Origin of the sequence: Thiomicrorhabdus immobilis (assembly GCF_021654855.1) — a bacterium.
Lineage (GTDB): Bacteria > Pseudomonadota > Gammaproteobacteria > Thiomicrospirales > Thiomicrospiraceae > Thiomicrorhabdus > Thiomicrorhabdus immobilis.
In genome coordinates this window covers 425,579-438,418 of record NZ_AP024202.1, presented here as the reverse complement: position 1 = coordinate 438,418, position 12,840 = coordinate 425,579, and the positions used below count along the sequence as shown (strand labels likewise).

Sequence of the window (12,840 nt, the reverse complement as noted above, 5' to 3'; positions counted from 1 at the left end):
TTATGCGTCCTCTACCTTAAGCAAATAGGAAACCTTATTGATCATCCCACGATTTTCAGGAGTATCAAGTACAGTTTTTGTTTGGTGCATCTTTCTCAGACCAAGACCAGATACACATGCTCTATGCGCAGGTAAACGACCAATGGTGCTTTTTACCAACGTCACTGTGACATATTTTTTATCTGACATCTTACTCACCTACAATTTCAGAAACTGTTTTACCACGTTTAGCTGCAATATAATCAGGGCTTGAAATACCTGTTAATGCATTAACCGTAGAACGAACAACGTTAACTGGACGTGTAGTACCTACACATTTAGAAAGTACATCTTTAACACCTGCAGCTTCTAATACTGCACGCATAGCACCACCAGCAATAACACCAGTACCTTCAGAAGCAGGAAGCATAACAATGTTAGCTGCACCTTGCTTGAAGTTAATTGGGTATTGGATAGTACCGTTATTAAGATGTACGTCTTTCATGTTACGACGTGCTTTTTCCATTGCTTTTTTGATCGCTACTGGTACTTCGTTAGCTTTACCGCTACCGTAACCTACTCGACCTTCTCCATCACCAACAACTGCTAGTGCTGAGAATGCGAATACACGACCACCTTTTACAACTTTAGCAACACGACGAACGTTTACTAACTTCTCAATTAGACCATCTTGTCCGTCTTGTAATTCACGTGAAGACATAATTAATCCTTCTATTAAAATTCAAGACCGTTTTCACGGGCTGATTCTGCTAATTGTTGGATGCGTCCGTGATATTTAAAACCAGAACGGTCAAAAGCAACAGCTGTAATACCGGCAGCTTTTGCTTTTTCAGCAATTGCTTTACCTACTGCAGCAGCAGCATCTTTATTACCACTGTTACTAATTTCTTTTTTAACGTCCGCTTGTACAGTAGAGCTTGAAGCAATTACTTCAGAACCCGTAGCTGAAATTAGCTGTGCATAAATATGCTGTGACGTGCGGTGAACGCAAAGTCTAGGCATTTTAAGCTCGTTAATTTTTCCACGAGTTTTCTTAGCTCTACGAAGACGGGCTGTTTTCTTATCCATATCAACTCAGCCTTATTTCTTCTTAGCTTCTTTACGTAAAATGCGCTCACCAGCATATTTAACACCCTTACCTTTATAAGGCTCTGGTGGACGATATGCACGGATTTCAGCAGCAACTTGTCCAACAACTTGCTTATCTGCACCTTTTACAACAATTTCAGTTTGGGTTGGAGTTTCAACAGTGATACCTTCAGGTAACGCATGTTGAACTGGGTGTGAAAAACCTAATGTTAGGTCTAACACATTACCTGCTGCTTTAGCACGGTAACCAACACCAACTAACTCTAATTTCTTTTCATAACCATCTGTAACACCAACAACCATGTTGTTAATGATTGAACGTGCAGTACCTGCATGAGCCCAACCATTAGCCGCACCGTCTACAGGTGAACAGTTAACAACGCCATCTTCGTTCTTAACAATAACAGAAGAGTGAAACTCTTTAGTTAGAGATGCTTTAGAACCTTTAACAGTTACAGTAGTACCATCAATAGATACTTCTACACCTGCAGGTAAGTTCACTGGAGCTTTTGCAATTCTAGACATAATATTTTCCTTATGCTACGTAGCAAATAACTTCGCCACCGATACCAGCTTGGCGAGCATCGCGGTCAGTCATAATACCTTTTGACGTTGAAATTACAGCGATACCAAGACCGCCAATTACTTTTGGTAACTCATCTTTGTTTTTATAAACACGTAGACCTGGGCGGCTTACACGTTTAATCATGTCAATTACTGGTTTACCATCAAAATATTTAAGGTCAACTGAAAGTTCAGATTTACCTTCATTCTCATTAATGCTGAATGTAGAAATAAAACCTTCATCAGATAAAACTTTAGCTACTGCTACTTTTAACTTAGAAGAAGGCATTACAACGTTAGCGTGACCAGCCATTTGGCCGTTACGAATACGAGTTAACATATCAGCAATTGGATCAGACATACTCATAGATAATTATCCTTACCAACTGGCTTTTCTTAGTCCAGGAACATCACCTGCCATAGCTAACTCTCTTAGCATGTTACGTGACAATCCAAATTTTCTATAAACACCGTGTGGGCGCCCTGTAATACGACAACGATTACGTTGACGAACAGGCGATGCATTTCTTGGAAGAGCTGCTAGCTTATCCATTGCATCCATACGCTCTTCGAAACTCAAAGACATATCTACAGATGCTTTTTTTAATGCAGCACGTTTCTCTGCATATTTAGCAACTGTTTTTGCGCGCTTTGCTTCACGCATAATCATTGATTGCTTAGCCATTAGAAACCTCTATTTCTTAAACGGAAAGTTAAAGGCTTCTAAAAGAGCTTTCGCTTCATCGTTAGTTTGTGCAGTAGTTGCGAAGTTAATATCCATCCCGCGGATTTTATCAACTTTTTCAAACTCGATTTCAGGGAAAATAATTTGCTCTTTAAGGCCTAAATTGTAGTTTCCACGACCATCAAATGCTTTCGGGTTTACACCACGGAAGTCACGTACACGAGGTAACGCGATATTGATAAGACGATCTAAAAACTCATACATCTTTTCACCACGTAAAGTCACTTTACATCCTAGAGGGTATCCATCACGGACCTTGAAGGAAGCAACTGATTTACGAGCTAAAGTCTTCATTGCTTTCTGACCAGAAATAGCTTCCATATCAGAAATAGCATTATCTAAAACTTTTTTGTCGCCAATAGCTTCACCAACACCCATGTTGATCGTGATTTTCGTCAACTTAGGAGCTTGCATTGGAGACTTGTAACCAAATTGTTCTACTAATTTAGAAACAACTTGCTCTTTATACATTTTTTGTAATCTTGCCATCTTTATACCCTTAATTAAGCGTCAACCGCTTTACCATTAGATTTAAAGAAGCGGATTTTAGAATCACCTTCAACTTTAAAACCAACTTTGTCAGCTTTATTTGTTTCAGGATTAACTAAAGCCACATTTGAGGCATCGATAGGCATCTCTTTAGAAACGATACCGCCTTGCGCACCAGTCATTGGGTTTGCTTTAGTATGCTTCTTTACTAGGTTGATACCATCTACCAGAACTTTACCGTTAGCAAGAACAGAAGAAACAGAACCACGCTTCCCCTTGTCTTTACCAGTAATAACGATAATTTCATCACCTTTTCTTAAACGATTCATTACGTCTTCCTTATAGAACTTCAGGAGCTAAAGAAACGATTTTCATAAACTTGTCGTTTCGTAACTCACGAGTTACTGGGCCGAAGATACGTGTTCCGATAGGCTCTTTTTTAGCGTTAAGAATTACAGCAGCGTTGCCATCAAACTTAATCAAAGAACCATCTTGACGTCTAACACCCTTAGCTGTACGAACAACAACGGCGTTATAAACATCACCTTTCTTCACTTTTCCACGTGGCGCAGCTTCTTTTACGCTCACTTTTATTACGTCACCAATACTTGCGTAACGACGGTGTGAACCGCCTAATACCTTGATGCATTGGACACGTTTGGCCCCACTGTTATCAGCAACATCAAGTATAGTTTGCATCTGAATCATGGTGGTACTCCATCCATAAACTAAAAATTACTTACAGCACAAAAACCACCAAAAAGAACAGTTCCTAATCTATTAATCAGGCTTATTCTTTAAAGTGGCTAAGTAGATTCCGAGAATTATAACAGATAATTTTCGGAAATGCTATAAAACTTAGATTTTTGCTTTTTCGTCGATACTCACTAAAGCCCAAGACTTGTTCTTAGAGATTGGTGCAGTTTCTTGAATAGTAACTGTATCTCCAACACCACAAGCGTTGTCAGCGTCATGCGCCATAACCTTAGTAGATTTTTTAACGAATTTTTTGTATTTTGCATGCTTAATGAAACGTGCGATAGAAACAACGATAGAATCTTGCATACCATTGCTAACAACAACACCTTGCATTGTACGTGCTTTACTTTCTTGACCAGCCATCTTTACTTACTCACTTTTTGACGAATGATGGTTTTAACTCGAGCAATTGTACGACGAGTCGTTTTCAATTGCGCCGAATTAGATAACTGACCAGTTGCATTTTGCATTCTTAGATTAAATTGCTCTTTCAAAAGATTAAGCAATTCAGCTCTAAGCTCTTCAACTGTTTTTTCATTTAATTCTTTAGCAGTCATTTACATCACCGTTCTTGTTACAACTTGTGTTTTAAAAGGTAGTTTAGCCGCTGCAAGCGCAAATGCTTCGCGTGCTAAAGACTCATTTACACCCTGCATCTCAAAAAGAATACGACCAGGTTGAATTTGAGCTACCCAATACTCCACACTACCCTTACCTTTACCCATACGAACCTCAAGAGGTTTGTTAGTGATTGGCTTATCAGGGAATACACGGATCCAAATTTTTGCACCACGCTTAACGTGACGAGTCATAACACGACGACCAGCTTCGATCTGACGTGAAGTCATTCTTCCGCGCTCTAAGGCTTTAAGACCGAAATCACCGAAGCTAACTTTGTTTCCGACTTGCGCCAAACCACGGTTACGTCCTTTGTGTACTTTTCTAAATTTAGTACGTTTAGGCATTAACATAGTTAGTTATCCTTTTATTTACGGCCTTTTTTGCCCTTAGATTGATTATTATCATCCAATGCAAGCTTACCAAGCTTCTCACCTTTAAAGATCCATACTTTTACGCCAATTTTACCGTAAGTAGTATCTGCTTCAAAAGTAGCATAGTCGATATCTGCACGGAAAGTGTGAAGAGGAACACGTCCTTCTCTATACCATTCTGCACGTGCAATATCAGCACCGTTTAGACGACCTGAAACAGTAACCTTGATCCCTTCAGCACCGATACGCATTGCATTACCTACAGCACGCTTCATAGCACGACGGAACTGGATACGCTTTTCTAATTGCTGAGCAATACTTTCAGCAACTAACTTAGCATCTAATTCAGGCTTTTTAATTTCTTCGATGTTGATATTTACTGGTAAACCAGTTTTTGCAGTTAAAGCTTGCTTTAACTTCTCAATATCTTCACCTTTCTTACCAATAACAACACCTGGACGAGCTGTATGGATTGTTACACGAACACCATTAGCTACACGCTCGATATTAATCTTGCTTACAGATGCATGCTTTAGTTTCTCATTCAATTCGTTACGAATCTCAACATCACTGATTAAATTATCAGAATAGTTTTTGCTATCCGCATACCAACGAGAATTCCAATCTTTTGTGATTCCAAGACGAATCCCAATAGGATGAACTTTTTGACCCATTCTGATTCTCCTTACTTATCGCCAACAGTGACAGTGATGTGACTGATACGTTTTAAAATACGGTTACCACGACCTTTTGCACGAGCGCGCATACGCTTCATGATAGGCCCAGCATTTACATATGCTGCAGTAACTTTTAATTCATCGATATCAGCACCTTCGTTATTCTCAGCGTTTGCGATTGCAGAATTTAATACTGCTTTAATTAGGCTTGCAGCCTTCTTATCACTGAATGCTAAAATATTAACTGCTGTCTCTACATCTTTACCACGGATTAAGTCTGCTACCAAGCGAGCTTTTTGTGGAGAGATACGAGCAAATTTATGTGTTGCACTTACTTGCATATTATTCCCCTATTAGCGCTTAGCTTTCTTATCCGCAGCATGGCCGCGATAATAACGAGTCATTGAAAATTCACCCAATTTATGGCCAACCATGTTTTCAGATACGAAAACAGGAATATGCTCTTTACCGTTATGAACAGCGATTGTTAAACCGATCATATCAGGTAAGATCATAGATCTACGTGACCATGTCTTAATTGGACGTTTATTACCAGATTCTTGTGCCTCTACCACTTTTTTATATAAGTGATGATCAACAAAAGGTCCTTTTTTAACTGAACGTGGCATCAGTGTCCTTCCTTATTTTTTGTTTCTACGACGTACGATCATTCCATCAGTACGTTTATTGCTACGAGTCTTCTTACCTTTAGTCGGAACACCCCATGGAGTAACAGGGTTACGTCCACCAGAAGTACGACCTTCACCACCACCATGCGGGTGATCAACAGGGTTCATCGCAACACCGCGAACAGTAGGACGAACACCACGCCAGCGCTTAGCACCAGCCTTACCTAACTTACGTAGGCTATGTTCAGAGTTACCAACTTCACCGATAGTTGCTTTACATTCAGCAAGAATCTTACGCATTTCACCAGAACGTAGACGAACTAGAACATACTGTCCATCTTTACCAGCGATAGAAGCTGAAGAACCAGCACTACGTGCAATTTGAGCACCTTTACCAGGACGCATTTCCAAGTTGTGAACAATTGTTCCAACTGGGATATTACGTAATGGCAGACAGTTACCAACTTTAATTGCTACGTGTTCACCAGTCTCAACCACATCACCTGCAGCTAGATTCTTAGGCGCAATAATGTATGCACGCTCACCATCAGCATATTTTAACAATGCAATGTGAGCAGTACGGTTAGGATCGTATTCTAAACGCTCAACAGTTGCTGGCACACCAGCTTTAGAGCGCTTGAAGTCAACCATACGGTAGTGTTGCTTATGACCACCACCTTGATGACGAACTGTGATACGACCGTTATTGTTACGACCACCTGATTTTGATTTCTTTTCTAGTAAAGCTGAATGAGGTTTACCTTTATGTAAACTTGGCTCAACAACACTTACAACAAATCGACGACCTGGAGAAGTCGGTTTAGATTTTTTTACAATTGCCATGTGTGAACTCCTTATTCAGCTGAAGCGAAGTCAATGTCTTGACCAGGAGCTAAACGAACGATAGCTTTACGCACACCATTACGCTGTCCTTGACGACCTTTGAAAACTTTACGCTTACCTTTAAGGTTAATCATATTTACCGACTGAACCTTAACTTCAAATAAAGACTCAACTGCTTGCTTTACTTCTGTTTTAGTTGCTGAAGGTAAAACCTTAAACACGTACTGTCCAGCCGCATCAGCCATAATCGCTGATTTTTCTGATACATGCGGTGCTAGCAATACTTTTAGAATTCTTTCTTGATTCATGCTAATTGCTCCTCTAGCTGCTTAACTGCACCTTGAGTCATAACAACGTTTTGGAAACCAATCAGGCTTACAGGGTCGATAGACGCAACATCACATACATCCGCACCATAAAGGTTACGTGCTGATAAATACAAATATTCATCAAAACCTTCAGTGATAACCAATGCATCAGAAATATTTAACTGTGCAAGTTTTGCATTAAATTCTTTAGTCTTTGGAGCATCAACTTTGAAATCATCAACAACGATTAAACGTCCTGTACGGTTTAGTTCAGCGAAAATAGAACGCATCGCACCACGGTACATTTTTTTGTTTACTTTTTGTGAGAAATCACGGTTATGCCCAGGGAACGCACGTCCACCACCAACCCAAATAGGGCTACGGATAGTTCCGGCACGTGCACGACCAGTTCCTTTTTGGTTCCAAGGCTTAGCACCACCACCGCTTACGGCAGCACGATTCTTTTGACCCTTAGTTCCTTGACGTCCTGCATTCATATATGCAGTAACTACTTGGTGAACAAGTGCTTCATTGAAGTCAACACCAAATAAGGCATCAGAAACAGCAACAGTGCCGTTTTCTTTACCAGAAGCTAATTCGATTAATTTTAAATCCATCATGCCCACCTTACTTAACAGCTTTACGAACAATGACAGTACTATTCTTAGCACCAGGTACTGCACCTTTGATCAACAATAGACCATTTTCTGCATCAACCTTAACTAAATCCAAGTTCTGTGTTGTTTGTCTAACATCACCCATATGGCCAGACATTTTCTTTCCTTTGAAAACGCGACCTGGAGTCTGGTTCTGACCGATAGAACCGTTAGAACGGTGAGAGATAGAGTTACCGTGAGTAGCATCTTGCATACTGAAGTTATGACGCTTAATACCACCTTGGAAACCTTTACCTTTAGTAGTACCAGTTACGTCAACAACAGCGATGTCTGAAAAACGCTCTACAGTTAACTCAGAACCAACTTCAAGACCTTCCATCTCAGAATCATCTGCGCGGAATTCCCAAAGCCCTTTACCAGCTTCAACACCTGCTTTCGCAAAATGCCCTGCAGCAGGCTTGCTTACGCGACCTGCATGCACTGATCCAGTGGTAACCTGAATCGCAGAATAACCATCAGTCTCTAATGTCTTAATCTGTGTAATACGATTAGGCTGAACTTCCACTACTGTTACAGGAGTAGAAATACCTTCGTCATTAAATACACGAGTCATTCCGATTTTCTTACCAATGATACCAATACTCATATCATTACCTCATTATTATATAGTTGCGAGTCATTACGATTGATGACCAGCTATCTACGAATTAACGTAGTTCCAATTGAACGTCTACACCAGCAGCTAAGTCTAACTTCATCAATGCATCAACAGTTTTTTCTGTTGGATCAACGATGTCTAACAGACGCTTGTGGGTACGAATTTCGTACTGATCACGAGCATCTTTATTAACATGCGGAGAGATCAAAATTGTAAAACGCTCTTTACGAGTTGGCATAGGAATTGGACCGCGTACTTGCGCACCAGTTCTTTTTGCAGTTTCCGTAATTTCACGAGCAGATTGATCAATCAAACGATGATCAAAAGCTTTCAAGCGAATACGAATATTTTGAGTCGCCATAATATTCTTCTCATTTATTTAAAATATAGAAAAGCACGCCAAATCAAGGCATACAAACTAAGGGAGCGGATTATAGCAATTATTTTAAATAAAAACAACCCTTTAGTTACAAACAAAAAAGGGAGCCGAAGCTCCCTTTTTTATACAGATAATTTGTTAACTAAAAATTATTCAATAATTTTAGCAACAACACCTGCACCAACTGTACGTCCACCTTCACGGATTGCAAAACGTAGACCGTCTGACATCGCGATTGGGTTGATTAACTCTACAGTCATTTGTACGTTATCACCAGGCATTACCATTTCAACACCTGCTGGTAGCTCACAAGCACCAGTTACGTCAGTTGTACGGAAGTAGAACTGTGGACGGTAACCGTTGAAGAATGGAGTGTGACGTCCACCTTCGTCTTTACCTAATACATATACTTCAGCTTCGAACTTAGTATGTGGCTTAACAGTACCTTTGTGTGCTAGAACTTGTCCACGCTCGATGTCTTCACGCTTAGTACCACGTAATAGGATACCAACGTTATCACCAGCTTCACCTTGGTCTAGAAGCTTACGGAACATTTCAACACCAGTTACTGTTGTTGTTTGAGTAGGACGAATACCAACGATTTCGATCTCTTCACCCACTTTTACAACACCCGTTTCAACACGACCAGTTGCAACCGTACCACGACCCTGGATTGAGAAGATATCTTCTACAGGCATTAGGAATGGCTTGTCTGTTTCACGAGTAGGCTCAGGGATATAAGTATCTAGAGCTTCGATTAGACGACCGATTGATGGTTCACCGATTTCAGACTGGTCACCTTCGATTGCTTTAAGTGCAGAACCCATGATTACTGGAGTGTCGTCACCTGGGAATTCGTACATATCTAGAAGTTCACGAACTTCCATTTCTACTAATTCCATTAGCTCTTCATCATCAACCATGTCAGCTTTGTTTAGGTATACAACGATGTATGGTACACCAACCTGACGTGATAATAGGATGTGCTCACGAGTCTGTGGCATTGGTCCATCAGCCGCTGAACAAACCAGGATTGCGCCATCCATCTGTGCAGCACCAGTGATCATGTTTTTAACATAGTCAGCGTGGCCTGGGCAGTCTACGTGTGCGTAGTGACGAGTTTCTGATTCGTACTCAACGTGTGCTGTTGAGATTGTAATCCCACGCTCACGCTCTTCTGGTGCGTTATCGATTGAAGCGTAGTCTTTTACGTCTCCACCGAATTTCTTACCTTGTACAATTGTTAATGCCGCAGTTAGAGTTGTCTTACCATGGTCAACGTGACCGATAGTACCAACGTTTACGTGCGGTTTCGAGCGTTCAAACTTTTCTTTTGCCATTTTAAAATACCTATATTAAGCAAAGGCTTACCCCAAGGTAAGCCAAGATAAAAATTAATAAAGATTAAGAGCCTTTCTGGGCGCTTGCGATGATTTCATCCTGAATATTCTTAGGTGCATCATTGTACTTCAAAAACTCCATGCTGTAGTTTGCACGACCTTGAGTCAATGAACGCATCTGGTTTGAATATCCAAACATTTCTGATAATGGTACTTCAGCCTTAATAGACTTACCAGCAGGAATATCATCCATGCTAGAAACCATACCACGACGACGGTTAAGGTCACCGATGATATCACCCATGTATTCTTCTGGAGTAGTCACTTCAACTTTCATGATAGGCTCAAGAATTACTGGGTTCGCTTTTACAACACCATTCTTGATACCCATACCTGCCGCTACAGAGAACGCCATTTCGTTCGAGTCAACATCATGGTATGAACCATCGATTAACTCAACAGAAACATCAACAAGTGGGAAACCAGCGATTACACCATTCTCCAACTGAGCCTTAGCACCTTTCTCAACAGCACCGATATATTCACGAGGTACCGCACCACCAACGATAGAGTTGATGAATTCAAAACCACTACCTGCTTCACGAGGAGCAATCTTGAAGACAACATGACCATACTGACCACGACCACCAGACTGACGTACAAACTTACCGTCTGCTTCAACCGCTGTCTTGATTGTTTCACGATAAGAAACCTGCGGAGCACCGATATTTGCTTCAACCTTGAACTCACGCTTCATACGGTCAACAATGATATCCAGGTGAAGCTCACCCATACCAGAGATGATAGTCTGATTCGTTTCTTCATCAGTATGTACACGGAAAGAAGGATCTTCTGCCGCTAACTTCTGAAGCGCCATACCCATTTTCTCTTGGTCAGGCTTAGTTTTAGGCTCGATAGCAATTGAGATAACTGGCTCTGGGAAATCCATACGTTCAAGAACGATCTTGTTGTCAGGATCACATAAAGTATCACCCGTTGTCGTATCTTTTAGACCTACCGCACAAGCGATATCACCAGCACGCACTTCTTTAATCTCTTCACGAGAGTTAGAGTGCATCTGTAAGATACGACCGATACGCTCACGCTTCTCTTTTGTTGAGTTATAAACAGGGCTACCTGCCGTCAACACACCAGAGTAGACACGGAAGAACGTTAAAGTACCAACATATGGGTCAGTCATGATTTTGAATGCTAATGAAGCAAACGGCTCATCATCAGTTGAATGACGCTCAGCAGCAGTTCCGTCTTCAAGTTCACCTTGAATCGCAGGAACATCCATTGGCGCAGGCATGTAATCGATTACAGCATCAAGCAGAGTCTGAACACCTTTGTTTTTGAATGCAGAACCACAGAACATTGGAACGATTTCAACGTCGATACAACGCTTACGGATACCAGCTTTGATATCTTCTTCAGACAAATCACCTTCATCAAGGTACTTATCCATTAGCTCTTCTGTTGCTTCAGCAGCAGATTCAACCATCTTTTCACGCCATTCCTGAGCTAACTCAACCATGTCTGCTGGGATATCTTCATAACGATATTCCATACCCATGTTCTCTTCCGCCCAATAGATAGCTTGCATTTTCACAAGGTCAACTACACCACAGAAAGTTTCTTCAGCACCGATAGGTAACTGCATTGGAACAGGATTAGCACCTAAACGATCAATAACCATCTGGTTTACGTTCAAGAAGTTTGCACCTGCACGGTCCATTTTGTTAACGAAGCCCATACGAGGAACACCGTATTTATCTGCTTGACGCCATACAGTTTCAGACTGTGGCTCAACACCAGATACTGAACAGAAACAAGTTACCGCACCATCTAATACACGTAGAGAACGTTCAACTTCGATAGTGAAGTCAACGTGACCTGGAGTATCGATGATATTGATACGGTGCTGTGGATACTGCTTAGCCATACCACTCCAGTGACAAGTTGTCGCTGCTGAAGTGATTGTAATACCACGCTCTTGCTCTTGTTCCATCCAGTCCATAGTCGCACCACCGTCATGAACCTCACCAATTTTGTGAGACACACCGGTATAGTACAGAATACGTTCTGTAGTTGTTGTTTTACCCGCATCAATGTGGGCCATGATACCGATATTACGATATCTATCTAAAGGGGTTGTACGTGCCACTTTATTAACCTTTTCGTTAAAACATAAATAACAAAGGCCCTAATTAGGGCCCTCTTCAGATTACCAACGGAAATGAGAGAAGGCTTTGTTAGCCTCAGCCATTCTATGGGTATCTTCTTTTTTCTTGATAGCTGAACCACGATTTTCCAGTGCGTCACCTAACTCACCAGCCAATCTTAGCATCATACCTTTTTCGCTACGCTTACGTGAAGCTTCTACAAGCCAACGCATCGCTAACGCAATTTTACGGTCTGGACGAACTTCAACAGGAACCTGATAAGTTGCACCACCTACACGGCGAGATTTAACCTCAACCATTGGACCAATGTTATCTAATGCTTCTCTTAATAAAGCAGCTTGTTCGCCACCTTTCTTACGCTCGACTAAAATATCTAAAGCATCATAAACGATTTTTTCAGCAACGGCTTTTTTACCGCTAACCATAATCATGTTAACAAACTTTGTTAACGTTGTATCACCAAACTTAGGATCAGGTAGAACCTGACGTTTTGGTATTTCTCTTCTTCTTGCCATTCTTAACTCTTCCGGTATAAATTGAACACAAATTGTTGCAAAACGTATGT

Annotated in this window: 23 protein-coding genes; all 23 read right to left on the bottom strand. The window is 41.0% G+C overall.

The features are described 5' to 3' along the window. Window positions 1-189, bottom strand: a complete 189-nt coding sequence (rpmD, locus tag L6421_RS01860) for a 50S ribosomal protein L30 (protein ID WP_237262275.1) — start codon at window positions 187-189, stop codon at window positions 1-3. 1 nt (window position 190) lies between these two features. Further along, a complete protein-coding gene (rpsE, locus tag L6421_RS01855; protein ID WP_237262274.1) occupies window positions 191-700 on the bottom strand; it encodes a 30S ribosomal protein S5 in 510 nt (169 codons plus the stop codon). A gap of 14 nt (window positions 701-714) precedes the next feature. Continuing rightward, window positions 715-1,068: a 50S ribosomal protein L18 gene (gene rplR / locus L6421_RS01850; RefSeq protein ID WP_029406750.1), complete on the bottom strand. Its 354-nt coding sequence runs from the start codon at window positions 1,066-1,068 to the stop codon at window positions 715-717. 12 nt (window positions 1,069-1,080) lie between these two features. Further along, entirely contained in the window at window positions 1,081-1,614 is a 534-nt protein-coding gene (gene rplF / locus L6421_RS01845; RefSeq protein WP_237262273.1) for a 50S ribosomal protein L6, read from the bottom strand. A 10-nt stretch (window positions 1,615-1,624) separates the two neighbouring features. Further along, window positions 1,625-2,020: a 30S ribosomal protein S8 gene (gene rpsH / locus L6421_RS01840; RefSeq protein ID WP_237262272.1), complete on the bottom strand. Its 396-nt coding sequence runs from the start codon at window positions 2,018-2,020 to the stop codon at window positions 1,625-1,627. Between the two features lie 12 nt (window positions 2,021-2,032). Next, a complete protein-coding gene (gene rpsN / locus L6421_RS01835; RefSeq protein ID WP_237262271.1) occupies window positions 2,033-2,338 on the bottom strand; it encodes a 30S ribosomal protein S14 in 306 nt (101 codons plus the stop codon). A gap of 9 nt (window positions 2,339-2,347) precedes the next feature. Continuing rightward, window positions 2,348-2,887, bottom strand: a complete 540-nt coding sequence (gene rplE, locus L6421_RS01830) for a 50S ribosomal protein L5 (protein ID WP_237262270.1) — start codon at window positions 2,885-2,887, stop codon at window positions 2,348-2,350. Between the two features lie 14 nt (window positions 2,888-2,901). Further along, a complete protein-coding gene (rplX, locus tag L6421_RS01825; RefSeq protein ID WP_237262269.1) occupies window positions 2,902-3,216 on the bottom strand; it encodes a 50S ribosomal protein L24 in 315 nt (104 codons plus the stop codon). A gap of 10 nt (window positions 3,217-3,226) precedes the next feature. Next, complete coding sequence (gene rplN, locus L6421_RS01820) at window positions 3,227-3,595, bottom strand: 50S ribosomal protein L14 (RefSeq protein WP_237262268.1); 369 nt, start codon at window positions 3,593-3,595, stop codon at window positions 3,227-3,229. A 150-nt stretch (window positions 3,596-3,745) separates the two neighbouring features. Then, the gene (gene rpsQ, locus L6421_RS01815; RefSeq protein ID WP_237262267.1) at window positions 3,746-4,009 is read right to left on the bottom strand and encodes a 30S ribosomal protein S17; all 264 of its coding nucleotides are present in this window, start codon (window positions 4,007-4,009) and stop codon (window positions 3,746-3,748) included. Window positions 4,010-4,011: 2 nt separating this feature from the next. Further along, window positions 4,012-4,203 (bottom strand): 50S ribosomal protein L29, encoded by a 192-nt coding sequence (rpmC, locus tag L6421_RS01810; RefSeq protein WP_237262266.1) that lies wholly within the window; start codon window positions 4,201-4,203, stop codon window positions 4,012-4,014. Continuing rightward, complete coding sequence (rplP, locus tag L6421_RS01805) at window positions 4,204-4,617, bottom strand: 50S ribosomal protein L16 (RefSeq protein WP_237262265.1); 414 nt, start codon at window positions 4,615-4,617, stop codon at window positions 4,204-4,206. It abuts the gene before it with no gap. 14 nt (window positions 4,618-4,631) lie between these two features. Next, a complete protein-coding gene (gene rpsC / locus L6421_RS01800) occupies window positions 4,632-5,312 on the bottom strand; it encodes a 30S ribosomal protein S3 (protein ID WP_029406740.1) in 681 nt (226 codons plus the stop codon). Between the two features lie 11 nt (window positions 5,313-5,323). After that, window positions 5,324-5,656, bottom strand: a complete 333-nt coding sequence (gene rplV / locus L6421_RS01795; protein ID WP_237262264.1) for a 50S ribosomal protein L22 — start codon at window positions 5,654-5,656, stop codon at window positions 5,324-5,326. Window positions 5,657-5,668: 12 nt separating this feature from the next. Next, on the bottom strand, window positions 5,669-5,944 hold the full coding sequence (gene rpsS, locus L6421_RS01790; protein WP_040726415.1) for a 30S ribosomal protein S19: 276 nt from the start codon (window positions 5,942-5,944) through the stop codon (window positions 5,669-5,671). A gap of 12 nt (window positions 5,945-5,956) precedes the next feature. Then, window positions 5,957-6,787, bottom strand: coding sequence for a 50S ribosomal protein L2 (rplB, locus tag L6421_RS01785; RefSeq protein WP_237262263.1), 831 nt, complete (start codon window positions 6,785-6,787; stop codon window positions 5,957-5,959). Window positions 6,788-6,798: 11 nt separating this feature from the next. After that, entirely contained in the window at window positions 6,799-7,095 is a 297-nt protein-coding gene (rplW, locus tag L6421_RS01780; protein ID WP_237262262.1) for a 50S ribosomal protein L23, read from the bottom strand. Beyond that, window positions 7,092-7,712 (bottom strand): 50S ribosomal protein L4, encoded by a 621-nt coding sequence (gene rplD, locus L6421_RS01775; protein ID WP_237262261.1) that lies wholly within the window; start codon window positions 7,710-7,712, stop codon window positions 7,092-7,094. Before rplD ends, rplW begins: the two co-directional genes overlap by 4 nt. 10 nt (window positions 7,713-7,722) lie before the next feature. After that, window positions 7,723-8,358, bottom strand: a complete 636-nt coding sequence (gene rplC / locus L6421_RS01770; protein ID WP_237262260.1) for a 50S ribosomal protein L3 — start codon at window positions 8,356-8,358, stop codon at window positions 7,723-7,725. Window positions 8,359-8,419: 61 nt separating this feature from the next. Beyond that, the gene (gene rpsJ / locus L6421_RS01765) at window positions 8,420-8,731 is read right to left on the bottom strand and encodes a 30S ribosomal protein S10 (protein ID WP_029406733.1); all 312 of its coding nucleotides are present in this window, start codon (window positions 8,729-8,731) and stop codon (window positions 8,420-8,422) included. 167 nt (window positions 8,732-8,898) lie between these two features. After that, window positions 8,899-10,089 carry an elongation factor Tu gene (tuf, locus tag L6421_RS01760; protein WP_237262248.1) on the bottom strand — a complete coding sequence of 397 codons (1,191 nt, stop codon included), beginning with the start codon at window positions 10,087-10,089 and terminating at the stop codon, window positions 8,899-8,901. A 64-nt stretch (window positions 10,090-10,153) separates the two neighbouring features. After that, on the bottom strand, window positions 10,154-12,256 hold the full coding sequence (gene fusA / locus L6421_RS01755; RefSeq protein WP_237262259.1) for an elongation factor G: 2,103 nt from the start codon (window positions 12,254-12,256) through the stop codon (window positions 10,154-10,156). 60 nt (window positions 12,257-12,316) lie between these two features. Continuing rightward, window positions 12,317-12,790 (bottom strand): 30S ribosomal protein S7, encoded by a 474-nt coding sequence (gene rpsG / locus L6421_RS01750; protein WP_237262258.1) that lies wholly within the window; start codon window positions 12,788-12,790, stop codon window positions 12,317-12,319. Window positions 12,791-12,840: the final 50 nt, after the last annotated feature.

Bases quoted from the DNA above. Each gene is read 5' to 3' on its own strand.
- rpmD (WP_237262275.1), bottom strand. From the start codon at position 189: ATGTCAGATAAAAAATATGTCACAGTGACGTTGGTAAAAAGCACCATT.
- rpsE (WP_237262274.1), bottom strand. From the start codon at position 700: ATGTCTTCACGTGAATTACAAGACGGACAAGATGGTCTAATTGAGAAG.
- rplR (WP_029406750.1), bottom strand. From the start codon at position 1,068: ATGGATAAGAAAACAGCCCGTCTTCGTAGAGCTAAGAAAACTCGTGGA.
- rplF (WP_237262273.1), bottom strand. From the start codon at position 1,614: ATGTCTAGAATTGCAAAAGCTCCAGTGAACTTACCTGCAGGTGTAGAA.
- rpsH (WP_237262272.1), bottom strand. From the start codon at position 2,020: ATGAGTATGTCTGATCCAATTGCTGATATGTTAACTCGTATTCGTAAC.
- rpsN (WP_237262271.1), bottom strand. From the start codon at position 2,338: ATGGCTAAGCAATCAATGATTATGCGTGAAGCAAAGCGCGCAAAAACA.
- rplE (WP_237262270.1), bottom strand. From the start codon at position 2,887: ATGGCAAGATTACAAAAAATGTATAAAGAGCAAGTTGTTTCTAAATTA.
- rplX (WP_237262269.1), bottom strand. From the start codon at position 3,216: ATGAATCGTTTAAGAAAAGGTGATGAAATTATCGTTATTACTGGTAAA.
- rplN (WP_237262268.1), bottom strand. From the start codon at position 3,595: ATGATTCAGATGCAAACTATACTTGATGTTGCTGATAACAGTGGGGCC.
- rpsQ (WP_237262267.1), bottom strand. From the start codon at position 4,009: ATGGCTGGTCAAGAAAGTAAAGCACGTACAATGCAAGGTGTTGTTGTT.
- rpmC (WP_237262266.1), bottom strand. From the start codon at position 4,203: ATGACTGCTAAAGAATTAAATGAAAAAACAGTTGAAGAGCTTAGAGCT.
- rplP (WP_237262265.1), bottom strand. From the start codon at position 4,617: ATGTTAATGCCTAAACGTACTAAATTTAGAAAAGTACACAAAGGACGT.
- rpsC (WP_029406740.1), bottom strand. From the start codon at position 5,312: ATGGGTCAAAAAGTTCATCCTATTGGGATTCGTCTTGGAATCACAAAA.
- rplV (WP_237262264.1), bottom strand. From the start codon at position 5,656: ATGCAAGTAAGTGCAACACATAAATTTGCTCGTATCTCTCCACAAAAA.
- rpsS (WP_040726415.1), bottom strand. From the start codon at position 5,944: ATGCCACGTTCAGTTAAAAAAGGACCTTTTGTTGATCATCACTTATAT.
- rplB (WP_237262263.1), bottom strand. From the start codon at position 6,787: ATGGCAATTGTAAAAAAATCTAAACCGACTTCTCCAGGTCGTCGATTT.
- rplW (WP_237262262.1), bottom strand. From the start codon at position 7,095: ATGAATCAAGAAAGAATTCTAAAAGTATTGCTAGCACCGCATGTATCA.
- rplD (WP_237262261.1), bottom strand. From the start codon at position 7,712: ATGGATTTAAAATTAATCGAATTAGCTTCTGGTAAAGAAAACGGCACT.
- rplC (WP_237262260.1), bottom strand. From the start codon at position 8,358: ATGAGTATTGGTATCATTGGTAAGAAAATCGGAATGACTCGTGTATTT.
- rpsJ (WP_029406733.1), bottom strand. From the start codon at position 8,731: ATGGCGACTCAAAATATTCGTATTCGCTTGAAAGCTTTTGATCATCGT.
- tuf (WP_237262248.1), bottom strand. From the start codon at position 10,089: ATGGCAAAAGAAAAGTTTGAACGCTCGAAACCGCACGTAAACGTTGGT.
- rpsG (WP_237262258.1), bottom strand. From the start codon at position 12,790: ATGGCAAGAAGAAGAGAAATACCAAAACGTCAGGTTCTACCTGATCCT.